General features: G+C 66.8%; 20 protein-coding genes and 1 pseudogene. 15 read left to right on the forward strand and 6 right to left on the reverse strand.

Annotated features, from left to right (window positions below):
• Positions 1 to 133 precede the first annotated feature (133 nt).
• A complete protein-coding gene (locus tag AC31A1_RS27200; RefSeq protein WP_489655851.1) occupies positions 134 to 322 on the reverse strand; it encodes a helix-turn-helix domain-containing protein in 189 nt (62 codons plus the stop codon).
• 781 nt (positions 323 to 1103) lie between these two features.
• Entirely contained in the window at positions 1104 to 1469 is a 366-nt protein-coding gene (locus AC31A1_RS27205; RefSeq protein ID WP_489655852.1) for a transposase, read from the reverse strand.
• A 119-nt stretch (positions 1470 to 1588) separates the two neighbouring features.
• Here AC31A1_RS27205 and cutA point away from each other — a divergent pair, with 119 nt between their 5' ends.
• The gene (gene cutA / locus AC31A1_RS27210) at positions 1589 to 1915 is read left to right on the forward strand and encodes a divalent-cation tolerance protein CutA (protein ID WP_489655853.1); all 327 of its coding nucleotides are present in this window, start codon (positions 1589 to 1591) and stop codon (positions 1913 to 1915) included.
• 66 nt (positions 1916 to 1981) lie between these two features.
• On the opposite strand, the gene AC31A1_RS27215 is transcribed toward cutA, so the two are convergent.
• From AC31A1_RS27215 to AC31A1_RS27225, 3 genes are all read right to left on the reverse strand, one after another.
• Positions 1982 to 3223 (reverse strand): helix-turn-helix transcriptional regulator, encoded by a 1242-nt coding sequence (locus AC31A1_RS27215; RefSeq protein WP_489655854.1) that lies wholly within the window; start codon positions 3221 to 3223, stop codon positions 1982 to 1984.
• A gap of 192 nt (positions 3224 to 3415) precedes the next feature.
• A complete protein-coding gene (locus AC31A1_RS27220; protein ID WP_489655855.1) occupies positions 3416 to 4579 on the reverse strand; it encodes a helix-turn-helix domain-containing protein in 1164 nt (387 codons plus the stop codon).
• 6 nt (positions 4580 to 4585) lie between these two features.
• Positions 4586 to 5005 carry an NUDIX hydrolase gene (locus tag AC31A1_RS27225; protein ID WP_489655856.1) on the reverse strand — a complete coding sequence of 140 codons (420 nt, stop codon included), beginning with the start codon at positions 5003 to 5005 and terminating at the stop codon, positions 4586 to 4588.
• Positions 5006 to 5173: 168 nt separating this feature from the next.
• Between AC31A1_RS27225 and AC31A1_RS27230 the strand changes: the two genes are divergently transcribed.
• The 12 genes from AC31A1_RS27230 (at position 5174) to AC31A1_RS27285 (ending at position 13990) form a co-directional block, all read left to right on the forward strand.
• Complete coding sequence (locus tag AC31A1_RS27230) at positions 5174 to 5974, forward strand: TauD/TfdA family dioxygenase (protein WP_489655857.1); 801 nt, start codon at positions 5174 to 5176, stop codon at positions 5972 to 5974.
• Positions 5975 to 6039: 65 nt separating this feature from the next.
• On the forward strand, positions 6040 to 6444 hold the full coding sequence (locus AC31A1_RS27235) for an ATP-binding protein (protein ID WP_489655870.1): 405 nt from the start codon (positions 6040 to 6042) through the stop codon (positions 6442 to 6444).
• Positions 6444 to 6842 carry a DUF6415 family natural product biosynthesis protein gene (locus AC31A1_RS27240; protein ID WP_489655858.1) on the forward strand — a complete coding sequence of 133 codons (399 nt, stop codon included), beginning with the start codon at positions 6444 to 6446 and terminating at the stop codon, positions 6840 to 6842. The genes AC31A1_RS27235 and AC31A1_RS27240 overlap by 1 nt, the downstream gene beginning before the upstream one ends.
• Positions 6843 to 7123: 281 nt before the next feature.
• Positions 7124 to 7546 carry a hypothetical protein gene (locus tag AC31A1_RS27245; protein WP_489655859.1) on the forward strand — a complete coding sequence of 141 codons (423 nt, stop codon included), beginning with the start codon at positions 7124 to 7126 and terminating at the stop codon, positions 7544 to 7546.
• Between the two features lie 37 nt (positions 7547 to 7583).
• Positions 7584 to 8099 carry an NUDIX domain-containing protein gene (locus AC31A1_RS27250; protein ID WP_489655860.1) on the forward strand — a complete coding sequence of 172 codons (516 nt, stop codon included), beginning with the start codon at positions 7584 to 7586 and terminating at the stop codon, positions 8097 to 8099.
• A gap of 160 nt (positions 8100 to 8259) precedes the next feature.
• Complete coding sequence (locus AC31A1_RS27255) at positions 8260 to 8433, forward strand: hypothetical protein (protein WP_489655861.1); 174 nt, start codon at positions 8260 to 8262, stop codon at positions 8431 to 8433.
• A 306-nt stretch (positions 8434 to 8739) separates the two neighbouring features.
• On the forward strand, positions 8740 to 9762 hold the full coding sequence (locus AC31A1_RS27260) for a thymidylate synthase (RefSeq protein ID WP_489655862.1): 1023 nt from the start codon (positions 8740 to 8742) through the stop codon (positions 9760 to 9762).
• Complete coding sequence (locus AC31A1_RS27265) at positions 9759 to 10808, forward strand: nucleoside-diphosphate kinase (RefSeq protein ID WP_489655863.1); 1050 nt, start codon at positions 9759 to 9761, stop codon at positions 10806 to 10808. The genes AC31A1_RS27260 and AC31A1_RS27265 overlap by 4 nt, the downstream gene beginning before the upstream one ends.
• A 23-nt stretch (positions 10809 to 10831) precedes the next feature.
• Positions 10832 to 12025 carry a radical SAM protein gene (locus AC31A1_RS27270; RefSeq protein ID WP_489655864.1) on the forward strand — a complete coding sequence of 398 codons (1194 nt, stop codon included), beginning with the start codon at positions 10832 to 10834 and terminating at the stop codon, positions 12023 to 12025.
• Entirely contained in the window at positions 12022 to 12627 is a 606-nt protein-coding gene (locus AC31A1_RS27275; RefSeq protein ID WP_489655865.1) for a 3'-5' exonuclease, read from the forward strand. The genes AC31A1_RS27270 and AC31A1_RS27275 overlap by 4 nt, the downstream gene beginning before the upstream one ends.
• Positions 12624 to 13214 (forward strand): AAA family ATPase, encoded by a 591-nt coding sequence (locus tag AC31A1_RS27280; protein WP_489655866.1) that lies wholly within the window; start codon positions 12624 to 12626, stop codon positions 13212 to 13214. The genes AC31A1_RS27275 and AC31A1_RS27280 overlap by 4 nt, the downstream gene beginning before the upstream one ends.
• Positions 13211 to 13990, forward strand: coding sequence for an aldo/keto reductase (locus tag AC31A1_RS27285; protein WP_489655867.1), 780 nt, complete (start codon positions 13211 to 13213; stop codon positions 13988 to 13990). The genes AC31A1_RS27280 and AC31A1_RS27285 overlap by 4 nt, the downstream gene beginning before the upstream one ends.
• 822 nt (positions 13991 to 14812) lie before the next feature.
• On the opposite strand, the gene AC31A1_RS27290 is transcribed toward AC31A1_RS27285, so the two are convergent.
• Entirely contained in the window at positions 14813 to 15622 is an 810-nt protein-coding gene (locus AC31A1_RS27290; protein ID WP_489655868.1) for an MmyB family transcriptional regulator, read from the reverse strand.
• A gap of 327 nt (positions 15623 to 15949) precedes the next feature.
• Between AC31A1_RS27290 and fabG the strand changes: the two genes are divergently transcribed.
• A complete protein-coding gene (gene fabG / locus AC31A1_RS27295; protein WP_489655869.1) occupies positions 15950 to 16669 on the forward strand; it encodes a 3-oxoacyl-ACP reductase FabG in 720 nt (239 codons plus the stop codon).
• 880 nt (positions 16670 to 17549) lie between these two features.
• Positions 17550 to 17766 (forward strand): annotated as a pseudogene (locus tag AC31A1_RS27300) (helix-turn-helix domain-containing protein); the annotation flags it as partial.

Raw genomic sequence — 17766 nt, forward strand, 5'->3', positions numbered from 1 at the left:
GATGAGGACACTTCGACCACCGCGACTTCGGATGCCCACACTCCTTGAAGAACGACCCCATCCCACGAACCAACGAAAGCGACACAAGAATCCCGACGTGGACTATGCCTGGTTATGACTTGCTTCACAGCGTTCAGCCTCTCACACGCTGCTGCTTCACCCAGGATTCGACTTCCGAGACCCTGAACCGCATCTTTGCATTGGCGCCTCCGCCAAATCTATACGAAGCCAACCCCAGTCGCGCAGCGTTTCTATACAGCCAAGAAACCGAGACACTGAGATACTCAGCCGTCTCCTTGACAGTCATGAATTTCGTTCCCATAAATTCCTAGTAATCGTCGGGAGACACGAGTGAGAGCCGAGGAATCATCCTTCCTCGGATCTCCATTTGTTGCGGAACACCTCGTTACGAAATCGGATTACGTCACCATCCTTGCGCAGAGGTGTCCTTGCGCTTCCTTAGCGGGCGCCGAATATTGACCTTGACAGCAGAGGATAGGGACAGCCCTTCCAGACACGATTCGATCCCCGAGTTCGCTACGGCTCCACCGCCAAGCGCAGCCGAGGACGAACAGCATCAATGGTCTGCACGATCTCCGGTTTCGGTAACCGGGGATCGTGGACTATAGTCCGCGCAGCCGGGAGCTTAGAGGGTGTCTCGCGTGGTGACTTTTGCCAGCTTCTTGTGGCAGATCAGGGCTGCGGCGAGGCCGAGGAGTTGCTGCCCTTCTTCGTATCGGCCGGTGAGCCGGCCGTAGACGAACAGCCAGGATATCGACCGCTCGATCTTCCAGCGATGGCGGCCAAGCCATTCACCGGACTCGATTCCCGGACGGGCATCCCGAGGGGTCAGGCCGCAGTCGGAGCCAGGCCAAGTGGTCAGCCGAGAAGTACACCGTGTAGGCGCTGATCTTGACCGGTCGCCGTCGGCATGATCCGCGCCGGAAGCGGATGGCGGGTAATCGCCAAGAACAGCGGCTTGAACACGTGGCTGTAGTACAAGTTTCCCCCGGGCGCCGCGACGGCCAACCGGAGTCCCTGCGCATCGGGCAGGAGGTGCAGTTGGCTGGCCTTCTTGCCGCGATCGACCGGGTTCGGCCCAGTCAGCGCTCCCCCGTTTTCATACGAACAGACGCTGCGTCGACGATCGCCGAAGTCCAGTCGACCTCGCCCCTGGCCCCGAGTTCGTCCAGGACCGCGCGGTGCAGCCGGTGCCACGGGCCCGCCTTGGTCCACCCCGGGAACCGGCGATGCGCCGTCGCCGGTAAGGCGCCGAACGTCGGCGGCAGATGCTGCCAGGCGCAACCGCTGGTCAGGACGTACACCACAGCAGTGAAGACCGCCCGCTTGTCACCCGGGAAGGTCCCACCGCCCTGCGGACGAGCAGCGAACGACGGCAGCAACGGAGCTACCAGCTCCCAGAGTTCGTCAGGAACCACCCGCCGCGACAGATCAGCAGCAGCGGACATGCCAGCCCAGGCCCTGCTTAGGGTAGTTGGCTCCTACACCCAGGCGCGTTGGAAGGGACGGGCAAGCACCAGAGGCGGCTGGGTAGGGTCGTGCCACACCGAGCTGAAGAGGTAGTCGCATGGCCAACGAGATTGTGATCGCGCAGACGACCATCGACGACGAGGACCAGGCAAGGGCGCTGGCGCGGGGTGCGGTTGAGAGCAAGTTGGCAGCCGGCGTTCACATCGACGCGCCGATCACCGCCGTCTACTGGTGGAAGGACGAGGTCGAGACGGCGCAGGAGTGGCGTATCTCGTACATGACGACGACAGACCTTCTCCCGCAGCTGGAGGCATGGCTCTCCGAGAGGCACCCGTACGACGTCCCCCAGTGGATCACGCTGCCTGTGACCGGAGGGTCGGAGGCGTATCTGTCGTGGGTTGTTAAGGAGACGACACGGGAGTGAGGAGCGACGTGCCGTGTGGCGGCGATGTGTTCTGAGCTTGCCGGTGTACCGATCGAGGGGATCGATTCAGGACGCGAACTGCCGCAAGTGGTGGGCGAGTTCCCGCTCACTGTCGGGGAGCCATGCGGCGATTTTCGCGGCGCGTTCTTTGCCCATCGTGTTCGGCTTGGCCTGTGACGCGGCCGTGAACTGGCGCGATACGTAGACGCCTTGGTCGACGTCGCCTCCGCGCAGCAGGGCCGAGGCGAGGTCACCGAGGACGACGACGCCGCCGTCCGGTAGTTCGTCCCCGAGGCGGTCGACCGCGGTGTCGGCCGTGGCGGTGAGTTCGGATCGCCTCAACTGCCCGTACACGGAAAGGGCCAACGAATCCATTCGGTACGGCGTAACGAAGCGGACCCATGCCTGTTCGCTGGTGTGATCCGCGAAGTCGTAAGCGAAGCGTGCTTGGTCAAGCGCACGCAGCGCCCCTGTCTCGTCGCCGACCGCGGCAGCTTCCTCCGCGTGCCTTCCGAGAACCCAGGCCGCGGCCGTGGCGTTGCCGTGGCCGCGCACATCCTGGGAGGCCTGGGACAGGAGTTCTAGCTTCCTCTTGGGTGTCGGTGCCCCGTAGCTGGCGTAGGTGAGAGCCAAGGCTCTGAGGGGAGGGTGCCCGGCCTTCGCCGCGCACTCGGTCGTGACGTCGTAGTAGGCGCCGGCCTTGTCGTACTCGCCCAGGTCCCAGGCCACCCATCCGGCAAGGGCGGCGGTTTCTCCGGCTGCGATGGTGAGAGCCCGTTCGTGCGCGCCGGCGTGAGGCAGGGCCGCGGTGATCGCGTCGAGGTGCGACTCAACTGTGCTTTGCAAGCGGCGGGCGCTGAGGTTGAGTTCCTGGACGTGCAGGTCAGCAGCTCGGTTGATGAGCGCAACGGCGGCGGGCGTGTCGATGCGGGAGCCCTTGCTGAGAGCAAAGGCGAGCCGCCCCCAGGGCTCGGCAGCCGCGCTTACGCCGATGGCGGCGCTGCCCAGCAACGTGCGGCGCTTCACGTCGTCCTGGTCCTCCTCTTCACGGACGTTCTCCCACCTCCGTCGGGTGCGGGCGGCCTTGGCCGCCCGCAGTAGTTCTTCGAAGGGGACGCCGGAAGCCACTGCGATGTGGGCGAGTGTGTGGTTCGTCGGGATGTTCTCGGACTTCTCGTAGCGGCTGATCTCCCGGCGGGTCAGAGTTTCCCGGCCCGAGACCGCGTTGATCGCGTCTGCCTGCTGTTCCTGTGTCCGGCCTGCGTCCTTGCGGAGCCGGAGCAACAGTTCGGCGAACGGATCTGACATGAGTGTGACCTCTGTTGTGGGCGGATTTCAATCATGGCCTCAATTCCCCCCGGGGTTTCCCCCCTTGACAGATTTTTCCCCCTCTGGATTCCCCTGGTAGACGGCTACGTAGCGCGGTGCGATGGGCTCATGACCACGTTCCGTAAGCCGAGCGACCGATGCCAGCCGGTGCTGCTCTGGGGCGAGATCAAGTTAGGCGGCCATCTCCTGCCGAATCCGGTCCAGGGCATGGTCTGCGACTTCCCTGATCTCCGGCAGCCGATAGTCCGCCGCGCGCACGATGCGTTGCAACTGGTGGGGAAGTCGCTGGCGGACAGCTTCCTCGACGGCGGTGTGCAGGGATTGCGCGGCGCTGCCTGGGTCGTCGGCGGCCAGCCGTACTTGGGCCACGGTGATGAGCTCGATCACGCGCCACTGCGGGGCGACGGTAGTCGTCGGTACAGGGCTGCCCTGCTCGATCAGCTGTATGGCGATGTCGGTCCTGTCGGTGGCCATCAGCCCTCGCAGACGGATCTCGTGCAGGGCGTAGGGGTTGAACAACGACGTGTGTTCGGTCTCGTCGAGGAGCCGGTTCGTCTCCCGCATCGCCTCGTCGAACAGGGGCTGGTTCCGGAGGACGCCGGCCGCACGGGCGAGCAGCGGAAGTACGGCTGCCTTCGCCTCGTTGTGCGGTGCGACGGCAGCCGCGTGCTGCAGACGGTCGACGGCGGCTCCGTGGAGGCGGGCCTTGCGCAGTTCGTTGCCGTGCATGCGCAACACGTAGGAGGTGAAGGGCGGTTCGCCGAAGTAGCGGGCGATGTCGATGCTCTTCGCAGTCCAGTGGGCGGCGGTGCTCAGTCGTTCCTCCGGCAGGACGTTGCCCAGCGCGACGCCGAGGCCGACACGGGCTCGGGCCAGGAGGTGGAGGACGTCGCGTTCCGTGTGGCCGTCCTCCATGCGGGCTTCGAGCCGGGCGACCAGGGGCCACAACTCGGCGACGGCTTCGGAGGCGTGTCCGGACTGGCGGGCGATCTCGGCGAGGCGGACCGTGGACTCGCCGAACTGGAGCATGGCGCGGTGGTCGGTGTCGGCTGGATCGGTGACGCCGACGATGTGCGGGGGCAGACACAGGGTCTCCGCGACGTGTCGGCGGGAGCCGATGTCGTCAAGGCTCCGTTTGCCGAGTTCGAGGAGCGAGATGTACGTCTTGTCGTAGCCGAGGAGCCGCCCGAGTTCGGACTGGTTCATGCCATGCACGGCACGGTGGAAGCGCAGGATCGCCCCGATATCGCGCGAAGCGAGGACTGCCTCGGCCTGCGGGGTTGCCCAGTGCCACACGGTGTGTTGCGAGTGCCGCAGGACCATCGACCTGTCCATGTTCCGTCACATCCGTGCGTACCAGGCGGCGATGGACTGCTTGTATCCGTCCGGCATGGTCAGGGTGGGTACTTCGTCAGCGGTGAACATGCCGAGCTGCTTGTGCTCGTGACTCACCACGGGGGTCTTGTCCGGGGCGAGGACCATGCAGCCGTAGGTGACGATCACGACTCGTCGGTCCGGCATGGCCACGGGCAGAGGCTGATAGATCCACACGTCCAGCAGAGGACCGGCCTTGACCGCCCAGCCGGTCTCCTCCTCGATCTCCCTCTCCACTGCCAACTCAGGCGTGCCATCGGAGGGTTCGAGTCGCCCGCCGGGCAGCTCCCACTCCTCGCGTTCGTTCTTCAGCAGCAGTACACGTCGGTGACTGTCAACGGCGACGCCCTTGACGGAGACGGGCCAGGTGGGGGGCGTGTACGCCATCGCTCTCCTCGGATTGCACGTACGGCCGGGGGTGGTCGGAACGTAGCACGCAGCCGGTGGCCCGGGTGGGGCGTGGGCGAATTGCCCGAGTCGACAATCTGTCGCTTTACCCCCGGTCCAGCGGCGCCGAACAGTGGGACCAATCCACCGCAGCCAAGGAGATCCGTGATGCGCCGAGTTCAGCAGCCGTACACCGATGTCTTCGTGCGCAACCGTGTCGACCTGGCTGCGCCGGGAGCCGAGGAGAAGATCGCGGGGCGGCTGCGGGACACGGGCCTGGTCACTGTCGACGGTCTCGTTTCGCGCGCTGCCGTGCTCGCCTTCGCGACGCGGACCATGAATGTCATGCCGCACCGCGACAGCGACTCGGACGGGCTCACCACTATCCGCGACACCCGCCGCCACGCGCATCGGACGGGATTTGCCGGGCTCGGCAACGGCCCGCTTGATCCGCACACCGAACGCTCCGGCACCCCCCATCCGCCCCGTCTGATGCTCCTCGTGTGCGGGCAAGCCGCCGGCACCGGCGGGGAATGCCTGCTCACCGACGGACGGGCCATGCACTCCGACCTCTTCACCGGCGAGCAGGAGGCGGGGACTGCGCTGGCACAAGCACGCACCGCGTTCTTCGGGGCCGGAGACGGTCACGCCACACAGGTGTTCACCGTCCACGACGATCTGCGGGTGTCCGTGCGCCTGCGGTTCGACGGGCTTGCGCGCTGGAACCCGATAGTGCAGCCCTACCTCCCGCAACTGCGAGCAGCAGCCGGACGTCACCAGGTACGTCTCGCGCTGGCTCCCGGTCAGGGTTACCTGCTGGACAACGAACGCTGGCTTCACGCGCGGCGTGCCTTCACTGGAGACCGTCTCTTCTGGCGTGCCATTGGCCAGCCCCTGTTTCCCATGCCCCGAGGGTTTGCGCCGGCCCCCGCCTCCGGCCGTACACCCATGTTTTCGGAGGCGGGGTGATGACGCGGCGAGCCCAGCCGCTCGCTGCAGGAGCGATGACATCCCGCACGTCTGCCGCCGCTGCTATCGAGACCTGGGACCAAGCGGATGAGGGCGGCTTCAGGGTCGATTTCCCTCCGGATGAGCGCCGCATTGGGCAGATGAGACGGATCACCAGGGCTCAACTGCGCCACTGGGACCTGGCGATGCTGACCGACGACGCCACGCTCGTCGTCTCCGAGTTGGTCGGCAACGCCATCAAGCACGGCAAGGGACTACCGGTCGGGCTCCGAGTGCGGCACTCCGCCTACGAACTGCGCATCGAAGTGACCGACGGCACCCGTACTCCGGCCCGGCTGTGTTCCGCCGGCGTGGCCGACGAGAACGGCCGCGGCCTGCTACTCGTCGCCGCCCTCGCGAAGGAGTGGGGGGTGAGCACCGATGGCACCATGACGTGGTGCTCCCTCGCGATCCCCGATGGGACGTCGTGATGGTCGCAGTGTCGGCTGATGTCGCCGTGCGGCTGCTGCGCCCGCGAACCTCCAACGATCACGACACGCTGGGTGTGGTCCTCTTCGGCCTTCGCCGCTCGCTCGCCGGCGAGGCGATCGACGAGCAGCTGTACGAGGACCTGGAAGCCGTACTTGGCGAGCACGCCCACCCTGACCTGTATCTGGTCGCGGCCATCGCCGCGCGCTTCCGGGAGGCGACCACCACGTTCGTGGAGATCGTTCCCTACCTCGTGCAGCCGTACCCGGTCGACGAGATTCGGCGCCTCATCTACCTGAGCGCCGAGCACCCCCACCCCGACGACGCACCGGGCCACCTCCGACGGTTCGCCCTGGCCATCCTCGCGATTCTCGACCTGATGGGAGACACAGCCTCATGACGCGCGCTACGTCGAGGGAGGCACGCTCCAGGACCAGCACGCACGCCCCAGCCAGCCGCCTCGTGCCGTACATCACCGCACGCCAAGGCGAACAGGCCGACTCGCTGTCGAGCTTGGGTTTGCGGCCCGGCGGCAAGGGCCTATTCTACCTGAACGAAGGACCGGGCGATCGGGACGAGCGGGGCGTGCTCTGGGCACGCTGCTCCCAGTCCCGCCACGGCAATGACATCGTCGGGAGACCGCGGTGGCGGGACGTGCACCCTTCGCGGCAGCGCGAGTGCATGGAAGAACTCCGGTGCCAGGTGTGCGTGCAGCAGCCCAGCCACACCCATCTGGGATACCTGTTCCTGGCCGCGCGGTACGACACCAGGTCCACGGACGGCTGGGAAGGGCACCTCACGGCCCAGCCGCCTCTATGTCTGGAGCACGCGAAGGCCGCCGTCGACCAGTGCGGATACCTCGTGCGGGCCGGAGCCGTCGCGCTCCGGGCCAGAGTGCCGCGGCTGCACGGCGTGATCGGGACGCTCTACCGCACCGGTGCCGACGGACGCCCCGAACCCGTGGAGTTCGACAGCGAGTCGGCACGAACCCCGCTGCCTTACAGGCACCGGCAGTGGACCCCGTGGTTCCTGGCCTCCCAACTCGTGCGCGAGCTACGAGGCGTCACCGTCGTCGACCTGGACGACCTCGTTTCCGCCGCTTAGAAGAAGCGGCTCCGAGAACGCCGACCAGAGGAGAGGCATGCATAAGGACACCGACTTCACGAATCCACCCCGCCGTCGCACGGGGGCGCTCGCCATCATCCGGGACGAGACCGGTGCGGTGCTCATGGTGCAGAAGAGCTACAAGGACGGAGCCTTTGGACTGCCGGGCGGCTGCGCGGATGGAGACGAGCCGCCGCACCTGGCTTGCGCGCGGGAGGTGCGCGAGGAAACGAGCCTGATCATCACGCCGGGACGGCTCCTTGCGGTCGACTACGTTCCACGCAACGAGGAGACCGGGGCGACAGAGGGGCTCAACCTCGTCTACGACCTCGGCACCGTGCCGAACGACACCAAGGTCGTCCTGCCCGAAGCGACCCCGGGCGAACAGCCGGAGCTGATCGGGTACCGGTTCGTACTGCTCCACCAACTGGCCGAAGTGGCCGGAGCGCACACCGAGCGGCGCATTCGAGCAGCCGTCGCGGCGCTGGAAGACCCGTCCCTGCACCCCGCATACCTCGTGGAAGGCCGGCCGGTCCCAGCCGACGCGTCATGAACTTCCGCTCCCTGCCTGCGAAGACCCTGACGCCCTGCCCAGGGCGGAGGACTCACAACAGGGGGACGGGCTTCCAAGACCCCGCTCTGATCGTCCCTTTGAGACGGCCGACGGCCGGAGTGGTCCCCGATGAGATCAGAGCAGAAAGAGAGCGCAACGCGTGACGAGCAACAAGAAGGCCACCGTCAGGGCCGCGATGGCCCAGATCAAGAAGGACACCAAGGACAACCCCAACCCGAAGTCGACGAACACCCAAGGGGCTCTCTCGGACCGACACGTCCGCAATCACACGCCGGACAGCCTCTACGGCGACGACGCAACCACTACCAAGTAACCGGTAACCGGAACCCGCACAACCGCTGACCAGGCGCAGCGCGACGCAAGATTGCCAGCCCGTCATCGGCTTCGCGCAGGTCGCTGATGACCGTGCAACAGATGGCCGGACCTGACGCCGACGCCATCAGATTCATCGACGCTGCCGGCCTCGGCCAGGTCACCGCGTCACGCACCCCGTGGGCAGCCCCCGCTCCTGGCCCCCGTGCGCGGCAGTCCCGTTCTCATCCACTGCCGCGCACGGGTTCAACTCCCTTTCGCAGAGCCCCACTTGACTCCCTTTTGTTCTCACGACCTGGAGAGTGCATTGCTCACAGCCCCGACCTTCGACAGCGTCGAAGGTGCCTACATTGCTCTGTTGCGGCTCGCAACAGAGCGACCAGAGCATCGGATTGACGCACGCGGCAACGCCGCCCGTGAAGTGATCGGAGTCGGCTTCCGGCTCACCGATCCCCGCCAGCGCCTGCCGTACCTGGCCGAGCGTAAGGCGAATCCGGTATTCCAGTTCGCCGAGGCCCTCTGGTACCTGGCTGGTCGCCGGGACCTGGAGATGATCGGCTACTACTCGACGTCGATGCACGCTAGCAGCGCCGACGGCATCCGTCTCGGTGGGTCCGCCTACGGGCACACGTTGTTCAGCCCGATCCGTGGCGGCCGGTCTCAGTTCGACCAGGTGGTGCAGCTGCTGCTCAACGAGGCCGACAGCAAACGCGGCTACCTGCCGGTGTTCGCGGCGAAGGAACTCGCCGACCTCGACAACCCCGACGTCGCGTGCCTGGCCGGATTGCACCTGCTGCTGCGCGACGGGCGACTGCACATGGTGTGCAACATGCGGGCGAACGACCTCGACTGCGGCCTGCTGTCCGACGTCTTCTCCTTCACGATGATCCACGAGTACGCAGCCATCCAACTCGGCCTGGAGCTGGGGACGTACACGCACACGATCGGGTCCGCCCACGTCAACGACAGCGACGCCGAGCGCGTCAAGCGAGTCCTGGAGGAGGCGGACTCCCGGACGGCGCCGCCGTCCTTCCCGTTCCCGGCGATGCCGCGCAACACCGAGGGTTCAACCATCGCGGACGTTCTGCACCACGAACACGTGATTCGTACGAACTATCGCCGCTACAGCGCCGAGGACATCGCGAGCCTGGACCTGGATCCGTACTGGCAGCAGGTGGTGCTGCTCTTCGAGTTGTACCGGCAGATCCAGCACGACCAGGCCGCCGTGGTCGACCCGGCTGTCCTGGCCGCGCTCGATTCCGGTCTGCGCTGGCTCATGGAACGCAAGTGGCCGGTCTGCACCGCGACTTCGGGTGGAGGTTCCCGGTGAGCGGCAGCCGACCGATGAGCGGCGCGGTGGTCGAGGGCATCGACTTCGACCGCTGGGCGGTCATCCTGTGCAAACCCGACGCCGTGGCACGTGGCTTGGTCGACCGGATCCTCGGGATGATCTGTGCAGCGGGTATCGCCATCTCGGACCGTCTGGACCTGATCGCCGAGCCGTGGCAGCCGCACGTCGTCTACCGGGATCTCCTCGCCGACACGGGCCGCCACAACCTACCCTATCTGCCGACTTTGATCGATGACGCGTTCGCGGGCCGGCAGGTCACCGTGGCGCTCTCGCACGGTGAACCCGGCCTCCATGCCCGGCTGCGCCAGTTGATCGGACACACCGATCCGGCCCGGGCAGTGGCCGGCACGATCCGCGGTGACCTGGGCGACGATAGCCTTAAGGCGGCCGAGGCGGAGCACCGTCTCGTGCGCAACCTCGTTCACACCAGCGACGACGCGTCTGGCGCCCGCCGGGAGTACGGCACCTGGTACGGGCCCGGCCGCCGCCTGCAGATCGCCGACTTCAACCGGTGCTCGGTGATCCTGTGCAAGCCGGATGCCGTCGATCGCCGCTTGGTGGAGGCCATCCTTGAGCGGATCGAGGCCGCGGACTGCACGGTCGCCAGCCGCCGTGACGTCACCGTGCAGCCGTGGCAGGCCCATGTCCACTACTGGGACCTCCTCGCCTACGCGGACCACTTCACCGACCGGGACATCCCCACATGCCTGGACGACGCCTACGCGGGCAAAGCGGTGACCGTCGCTCTCGCCCACGGTGAGCCAGGCATCCACAACCGACTGCGGCAGCTCATCGGCCACTTCGACCCACCGCGGGCGGCGCCCGACACGATCCGAGGCGACCTCGGCCACGACAGCCTGGAGCGCGCCCTCGACGAGAAGCGTCTCGTGCACAACCTCGTGCACACCTCGGACGACGCGGACGCCGCCCGCCGCGACTTCGGCACCTGGTTCGGCGCCAACCGCCGCGGCCTGCTAACCACACCCACCCCGATCCCCGCTCAGCCCAAGCCCACCGACCGCTGAACGTCCGGCTCCTGGAGGCCCCCATGACCGCTCCCGCCGTACTGCGCCGCCGCCTGCTTCCGCTCCTGACCGGGGAGCAGATCGGCGAGTTGAAGCCCGCGCTCGCCGAGGTGATCGAGTACCGCAAGTCCGGGCTGTCCCTCAACCACATCGTCGGCTGCCCCCTAGAGTGCGGCTACTGCGTCCGCCACCTCTTCGACAACTTCGGCATGAAGACACCAAAGCGTCTGATGACCGACGAAGCCGCGGTCACCGCGCTGATCGGCCACCCCTACTTCCGGCCGCACCTGACGCCGATCCAGCTGTTCAACCGGGCCACCGACCCGATGCTGCCCGTGGTCAAGCCGCACCTGTTCGCCGTACTGCGCGACCTCGACGACCGCGGCCTGACCGACCATGTTCTGGTCATCACGCGGTGGCGCGTGAGCGCCGAGGACTGCGCCGTCCTCAACTCGTACACGAACCTGCGCCTGACCGTTTTGGTGACGCACTCCGGCATCGACGACCCGGTCATCGAACCGGTTAACTCGACGTACGCGGCCGACAGTCTGCGCATGCTGTACGAGCACGCCGACCGCTACCGGACCGTCCTGTACTGGCGGCCGATCGTGCCGGGCCTCAACGACTCCGACGAGCACCTGGAGCGGGCCCGCGAACTGTCCCTGCACGCCCACGCCACCGTGTTCACGGGCCTGTTCTTCCGCGACGAGATCAGGGCCTACTACACGGCGAACGGCCTGCCCGTGCCGTACGACGACACGGCCCGCCGCAAGATCATGCCGGAAAAGGCCGAGCAGCGAAACCTGAACGCCTTCGACACGGCGAAGCTCCCCGGGGCGGCGCCGTGGGGAACGCTGTTCCGCAAGACGAGCTGCGGCGTCGCCTACGCGCATGGTGAGGCCGACTACAACGGCCACTACGGAATCGAGGAACTGTGCCGCATCTGCCCGCCCGAGCAGATCGCCTTGTGTAAAGGGACTTGGACCAGTCCGGATCTGGCGGAAGTTACCCGGCAGGCGCGCGCCCTCGGCGCGATCGGCGACGTTGAGATCAACGATCGTGCCATCGTCGTGGAGGGACTGGACGAGCCGCCCCGCTACTACCTCCAGCACGGGTTCGGCTACCAGTGCCACGACCGCGCCAAGCCCCACATGTACCGCCAGCACGGCCGGGCCCCCATCGGCTGGGAGGCGGAGAACGGACCCGCAACGCCATGAACTTCGCCTCCTGGCCCACGCTGCTCGTCGTCGACGTGGAAGGCAACGGCACCAACCCTCCCGACCTCGTCGAGATCGCCGCACTCCCCGTCCGCGTCGGAGTCGCGGACACCACCACGGCCGGGGCATGGCTGATCCGGCCCGAACGGCCGGTCACGGCACGCGCGGCCGGCATCCACGGCCTGACCAACGACGTCCTCGCCGACCAACCCGTGTGGGCTCAACTCGCCGACCAGGTCCACGAGTTCCTCGGCCGGGACTGGATCGGTGCCCACAACGCGCACGTCGACTACCGGGAGCTGCACCGCCACCTCCCGAAGTGGGAGCCGGCCGGAGTCATCGACACCCTGCGCCTCGCCAAGGCGACCTACAAGAACCTGCCCTCCTACACCCTCGACGCCCTGATCAAGCACGTGGCACCGGACCTGTCGCAGGCCCCGCGAGTCGGCCGGCACCGCGCGACCTTCGACGCCTACGCCACGGCACAGCTCCTGCTCGCCATGGCCGGCCGCTACGAGACCTGGGACCAGCTGATCGCCGTGGCCGTGCCGCCCAGCCTGCCCGGCGCCCCACAACCAGAAGAGGACCCCACCCTGCGGTGACCACCGACCAGCCCATCCGAATCGGCGTGCTCGGCACCCACTCCACCGGCAAGACCACACTCCTGAAGCGCATAGAGATGGAACTGCGCGCCGAAGGAATCACCGCGGGACGCACCGGCCGACTCGGCAAACGCGCCGCAGCGGCCGGCCTGCCCAAGATGCAACACCACACCGCCCAGTCCACCGAGTGGATCCTCACGCAAGGCATCGCCGACGAGATCGCCGCCATCGCACAAGGCGCCGAAGTCGTCCTTCTCGACCGGGCCGCCCACGACGCCGTCGCCTACTTCCACGCCGCGCTGGAATACCGCGGCGAAACCGCTCCCCGGGTGGAACGCGAGCGACTTCTCACGCTCGCCGCCACCCAACTCCCCAAGTACAACCTGCTGTTGGCAACCGTCCTCGACCAAAGCGTGCTCGTCGCCAGCGGCCACGACCCCCGCTACCGGCGCCTCGTCGACCACCACGTGCACCAGCTCCTGGACCGCGACGACATCCCCCACCTTCGAGTCCACAGCGACCCCGACAGTCAAGCCCACATCGTCGACGAAGCCCTGCGGAGCTGCCTGGCGGAGGCCCTCGTATGACATCCGCGCTGCCTGGGGGCACCATCACCATCGCCGGGAAGACCGTATCCAGACTCGGCTTCGGCACCATGAGCCTGACCGGCCCCGGAACGTGGGGCGAGCCCGCAGACCGTGAGACCGCGCTCAGCATCCTGCACCAGGCCGTGCACACGTACGGCATCAGCCACATCGACACCGCTGACGCCTACGGCCCCCACACCACCGAGCAGTTGATCCGGGACGCGCTCTACCCGTACGCGGAGCACGTGCTGATCGCCACGAAGGTCGGCTTGGTGCGTCCCGGGCCAGGTCAGTGGATGCCTCTCGGCAACCCCTACTACCTGCGGGCCTGCGTGGAAGCCAGCCTGCGCCGACTGTGCATCGAGCGCCTAGAGTTGTGCTACCTGCACCGCATCGATCCCGAGGTGGGACTCGACGACCAGCTCGCCGTCCTGAAGGGACTCCAGGACGAGGGCAAGATCGGGCACATCGGCCTGTCCAAGGTCACCCCCGAGGTCATCCGCCTGATCACCAACTCCCTGACCGTCGCCGCGGTACAGAACGTCCTCAACACCACCGCCCACTTTGACGACGCGGTGGAGACATGCGGCGAACTCGGCATTCCGTACGTGGCCTACCGGCCGCTCGACACCGGCCTGCTCGCTCGCGTGAACGGCCCTGCCGCGCCTCTGCAATGGCTTCTCAACCGCGGCAGCCACATCGCCCCCATCCCCAGCACCAGCAAGCCGAGCCACCTCGCCGGGATCATCGTAGCGGTACAACGGGACGAGCGTTGATGTCCGCCACCGCCGCGATACCCGCACAACGCAGAACCGCGTACACGGACTGGCGGCCGCCGATCGTCAGCGTCGCACTCTTGATGCCGGTCGGCGCGGACTGCCTCGCTATTGCCGACCTGTGCGGGATGCTCATGTTGCCCGTCGGCAACCTCAGCGTAGGGCAGTCCCCGGAGGGGGCGGCTCAGCGAGTACTTGCTTCGCGCGAAGGTCTCCCGCTCCTTCGCCGAGTTGTCGTGGATCGGGTCCAGATGCGACGACGGAAGGTCATCACCCACGTGCTGGCCTCCCCACCGATGACATGTGCGGCCGTCGACAGCCTGGCCTACCGCGACCCCCGGGCCGAGTTGCGCGTCATGCCTACCGTGCAGTTCATCGGAGAGGTGCCACCGCAGGTCAGGCTGAGGATTCTCGTTGCTCTGCAAGCTCTCGCCACGGGTACGACAGCCTGTATCGAAGGCGGTGTCGTGCGGGATGGAAGCCGGCCTGTAGGCAACACTGCGGCCCCGTCTTCACCCTGGAAACCGCCCACCCTCCCATCAGTTTGACGGCGAAGGCGCTGAAATAGCCGAGAAACGCTGGGAGTTCAGCGCGGTAGAAAATACTCTCAGCAAGCCGAGGCCACAGCACGCACGCCTGGTCGGGCCGATTCTCCGTCATCCCTCTGTAGGCGAAACGGCTGCCAAGCAGAGTGGGACCCGAAATAACACCGCGCAGGCGCGAGATACACGCACACTTTCGCCAGCCACGCCGCCCGACATTTTCCTCGACTGTCGAGCCGCAGCTCCGGCATCCGAGGGCCAACTCCACCAAGACCAATACCTAGTTGCTCGATACAGCCTCCGCGGGCGTGACAACCATGAGCCGGCATGAGGGAAGTTCGTCGGGTTTATTCGCGATGAACCGGATGGCGAATTCCTGGTCCCCTCGGCCCGCCAGATAGAGGCGGCGGGGTTGTTCCGATGCAGGGTGGGTGATGGCGGGCAGATCCGGTGCGTCCCAGAGCTTGCGGGCGGTTGGGTCGGCTCGGACGGTTTCGATCACAGCTCGCATGCGCCCGTCGGTGCGCCACTCTACGGCGTGCACGCGCAACTGGGCCATCATCGGCTTGGCCCACTCCTCCTCCCAGTTGACGAGTTGGGTGCGCGCCTCAGGCCAGGCGAGGGCCCACTCCATGACGTTGAGGCCGTACTGCATCCACGGGAAGTACTCCAGAGTCTTGGCGTTGTAGGCCAGGACGTCCCAGCGGTAGTCATTGAGGTAGACGGCCCAGGTGCGGCTCTCCTCGACGAAGGCGCGGAATGCGTCGGGCAGCAGAGCGCCGAGATGGCTGATGGGGGCGGCTGCAGGGGCATGGCCGCGGGTGACGCGGTAGACGATGCCCCATTCCTCGTCACTCAGGTCGAGGATGCGCCGCACGGCCTGGAGGAACGCGTCGCCGTAGTTGGCGGGGCGCCCGGCCTCCAGATTGCCGTACCAGCGGCGACTGGCGCCGGCCAGGCGGGCCACCTGTTCCTGCGTGATTCCGGTGGGCTGGTCCGTCCCGAAAGCCGCTTCAAAGCCTGGGATATCCGATGTGTCACAACGCGCCCGCGCTTGCTGCAGAATGCGGGTGACGATCTGGTTCTGCATCTCGCTCCCATTCATAACGTTTACATAACGACGGGCGCTGAGACTCAGGTCACATTGCCCGCGTAATCGCGTCCCCCTTTCCCCGTTGTCCGCTCAGCACATCGCGGCCTGCGCGTAAGGGAGTTGGCGTCGCGCGCCGTGTCCAGCATTCGGAACGCGATGCCCCTCCACCGGGCAATGGGAACTGTCAGTTCCCATGCCCAGGATAAGCACAAGCTTTACGTTTCTTTGAATGGCGTAGCGACGTCCTACTGTCACTGGCACCGCTGCGGCGAGGCGATCTCCGCGACGGTGAACCAATCCAGCTGACTCGTGTAAAGGATCTTCATGTCGCGCTCTGTTCTGATCACCGGCGGAAACCGTGGAATCGGGCACGCCACGGTCCGCGCATTCCTCCAGCGCGACGACCTCGTCGCCTTCACCCACCGCACCGAAAGCGCCTCGTTCGATCTCGTCCACGACGGTGCCCTGCCCGTGTACTGCGACATCACCGACCCCGAAGACGTCGAAAGCGCCTTCAAGGAGGTCGAGGCCGAGCACGGCCCGGTCGAAGTTCTGGTGGTCAACGCCGGCATCACCCGGGACAACCTGTTGATGCGCATGTCGGAAGAGGACTTCGCCGCCGTCCTGGACACGAACCTCACGGCCTCCTACCGACTGGCCAAGCGCGCTGTGCGCAGCATGCTGAAGGCCAGGCGCGGCCGGATTATCCTGGTGTCCTCGGCCGTCGCGCTCAAGGGCGAAGCCGGGCAGACCAACTACGCGGCCTCGAAGGCGGGTCTGATCGGCTTCGGCCGCTCGCTGGCCAGGGAGATCGGCTCGCGCGGGATCACCGTGAACATCGTGACCCCGGGGCTGACCGACACCGCCATGGCCGCGGCGCTGCCCAAGGAACGCATCGAGAAGATCATCGGTGACGTTCCGCTGGGCCGAATCGCGAATCCGGAAGAGATCGCCTCGGCCATCGCCTTCCTGGCCAGTGAGGAAGCTACCTACATCACCGGCGCCGTGGTGCCGGTCGACGGTGGCATCTCCATGGGGCACTAGTCCTCCTCCCCCGACGACCGCCTGCGCCGCCTTGCGCTCTACCGTCGGCGCGGGCAGATCAGGACGCACGATGTGGTGGTCAGAGTTCTTTCGGTGGCCGGAGTCCAGCCGCACCCGCCTCGCCGCGCGACCGGCACCCGGTGGTCATCTGCCGGCGTTCAATGCGCCGCCCGTGCCAGGAGTGATTGGGGTCGCATTCCTCGCCTTTGGCTGCTGTGCTGACAGCATCTGGCGTTCGCGCCAACTCTGTCGACGTGGCGACGCCGAACTCGGCCTGTTCGACGCTGCCCTGCGTTGTGGCGTGAGACACGAGGGGCGCAGTGAAGATCATCTCTGAGCGCGTCGGAGCGCGTTCAGTCCGCTGCCGAGGTCGGGGCCCGCCGCCTCCACTCATAGGTACAGGTGCCGCCGTTCTCCGCTGCGACTTGTAGAGAGTCCTTTAGCAAGGTCTGGATCTTGCCGCAGGGCCTGCATATGTTCGTCGTCCCTCGCGCCGGGCGCCCCGCCTGGCAGCAGACGACGCTAGGAGCCATATGCGGAACGCGCGATCCAGCCGGGTGACATAGCCCCGAAAACAGCGACGGCGCCCAGGGAGCGGTAACTCCCGGGCGCCGAACGCCAAATGGCACTCCTGCCCCGGCAAGGGCGGAGATTTACCCACCTTCACCGCACCGGTCCTTTCCAACGAGGCACACCGGCGCGGGCTTCACTACGGAGGAGAGTCTTACATGCCGCCTGCCCTGCGCCAAAGGCCGATGTCCCCGGCCCGCGCGGCAGCCGACCTCGCTTCGCCGCCCAGCTTCCCGCCAGCGCACCCGTTGCTCGGCGCCCTCACGCCGGAGCCGGCCCCCGGTACCTGCCCCGTTCGGGCGGTGACCCGATGAGCCGGGACACCCGCGAATGGGCGTGGGAGTACAGCGCCAGCCGCGGAAACGCGCGCCTGGTCCTTCTGTCGATCGCCGACCGGATACCGGACGAGCAGTGCGTCGCCTGGGCGTCGCTCACCTCGCTGATGAAGCGCACGAACGCCAGCCGCAACGCCGTACGCGGTGCCCTGGTCGCGCTGGCCGAGATCGGCGAGCTGGAGGTGCTCGACG

Source organism: Streptomyces sp. P5F9 (assembly GCF_057961495.1).

What these genes read in the sequence shown, in the direction of transcription:
- AC31A1_RS27200 (WP_489655851.1), bottom strand. Translation starts at nt 322, where the DNA reads ATGGGAACGAAATTCATGACTGTCAAGGAGACGGCTGAGTATCTCAGT.
- AC31A1_RS27205 (WP_489655852.1), bottom strand. Translation starts at nt 1,469, where the DNA reads ATGTCCGCTGCTGCTGATCTGTCGCGGCGGGTGGTTCCTGACGAACTC.
- cutA (WP_489655853.1), top strand. Translation starts at nt 1,589, where the DNA reads ATGGCCAACGAGATTGTGATCGCGCAGACGACCATCGACGACGAGGAC.
- AC31A1_RS27215 (WP_489655854.1), bottom strand. Translation starts at nt 3,223, where the DNA reads ATGTCAGATCCGTTCGCCGAACTGTTGCTCCGGCTCCGCAAGGACGCA.
- AC31A1_RS27220 (WP_489655855.1), bottom strand. Translation starts at nt 4,579, where the DNA reads ATGGACAGGTCGATGGTCCTGCGGCACTCGCAACACACCGTGTGGCAC.
- AC31A1_RS27225 (WP_489655856.1), bottom strand. Translation starts at nt 5,005, where the DNA reads ATGGCGTACACGCCCCCCACCTGGCCCGTCTCCGTCAAGGGCGTCGCC.
- AC31A1_RS27230 (WP_489655857.1), top strand. Translation starts at nt 5,174, where the DNA reads ATGCGCCGAGTTCAGCAGCCGTACACCGATGTCTTCGTGCGCAACCGT.
- AC31A1_RS27240 (WP_489655858.1), top strand. Translation starts at nt 6,444, where the DNA reads ATGGTCGCAGTGTCGGCTGATGTCGCCGTGCGGCTGCTGCGCCCGCGA.
- AC31A1_RS27245 (WP_489655859.1), top strand. Translation starts at nt 7,124, where the DNA reads ATGGAAGAACTCCGGTGCCAGGTGTGCGTGCAGCAGCCCAGCCACACC.
- AC31A1_RS27250 (WP_489655860.1), top strand. Translation starts at nt 7,584, where the DNA reads ATGCATAAGGACACCGACTTCACGAATCCACCCCGCCGTCGCACGGGG.
- AC31A1_RS27270 (WP_489655864.1), top strand. Translation starts at nt 10,832, where the DNA reads ATGACCGCTCCCGCCGTACTGCGCCGCCGCCTGCTTCCGCTCCTGACC.
- AC31A1_RS27275 (WP_489655865.1), top strand. Translation starts at nt 12,022, where the DNA reads ATGAACTTCGCCTCCTGGCCCACGCTGCTCGTCGTCGACGTGGAAGGC.
- AC31A1_RS27285 (WP_489655867.1), top strand. Translation starts at nt 13,211, where the DNA reads ATGACATCCGCGCTGCCTGGGGGCACCATCACCATCGCCGGGAAGACC.
- AC31A1_RS27290 (WP_489655868.1), bottom strand. Translation starts at nt 15,622, where the DNA reads ATGCAGAACCAGATCGTCACCCGCATTCTGCAGCAAGCGCGGGCGCGT.
- fabG (WP_489655869.1), top strand. Translation starts at nt 15,950, where the DNA reads ATGTCGCGCTCTGTTCTGATCACCGGCGGAAACCGTGGAATCGGGCAC.